This window comes from Paenibacillus sp. 05T425, assembly GCF_056396205.1.
In genome coordinates, this window is sequence record NZ_JBFTLA010000049.1 from 1 (window position 1) to 617 (window position 617).

Below are 617 nucleotides of genomic sequence, written 5' to 3' on the forward strand. Positions count from 1 at the left end.
CCGAACTCGAGTGGAGTTCCTAGAGCAATTCCACGAAAGCTGACAGCGCGGGCTACATGGGATTCTTGGGCGATGTCTACGCCGATAACCAAGTGATGGACGGTAATGTTTTCTATGAGTTGATTTTGCTTGTCTTGTGCCTTAAACTTYATGATAGAGCGACCTCCTGATGTGGATTWAAAGGGCTTTTGACCCGTTGCATAATCCCATCGTAACGAGGCGCTCGTTTTTGTTCAAACTCCAAATTATTCGTTTTACAGGAATTCTAACGGGAGACGTTAGTTCAATTAACCACCAGGACAAAGCTGTCAGCGCGATCGGCAACTTCGTTACATTAGCAACTTTAGTTCAAAACAATAAACCGGCAGTAGATCAGAAATCCGCTTTCGGTTTATTGAGCGTGAGCGGAGATCCGAAGTGTCGAGTTGCCGAGATCTGTAACTTTCAACAAAATGTCTGTTTTAAATAATGATTGAACAGGAGGCTGCTTTCTGCTTATCTAAAGAGATGTCTGGAGTAGATTTTTGTTAGACAAAGCACATCAAACACCAAACAGAAATAAAAGCTATAAAATATATGAACTAAAACAACAACACGATTGTGACACAAGCCATGTG

1 pseudogene is annotated in these 617 nt (G+C 42.0%); it reads right to left on the bottom strand.

The window, feature by feature from the left end:
• Nucleotides 1–152: pseudogene (locus AC1DF0_RS31980) on the bottom strand (IS110 family RNA-guided transposase); the annotation flags it as partial.
• Nucleotides 153–617 lie beyond the last annotated feature (465 nt).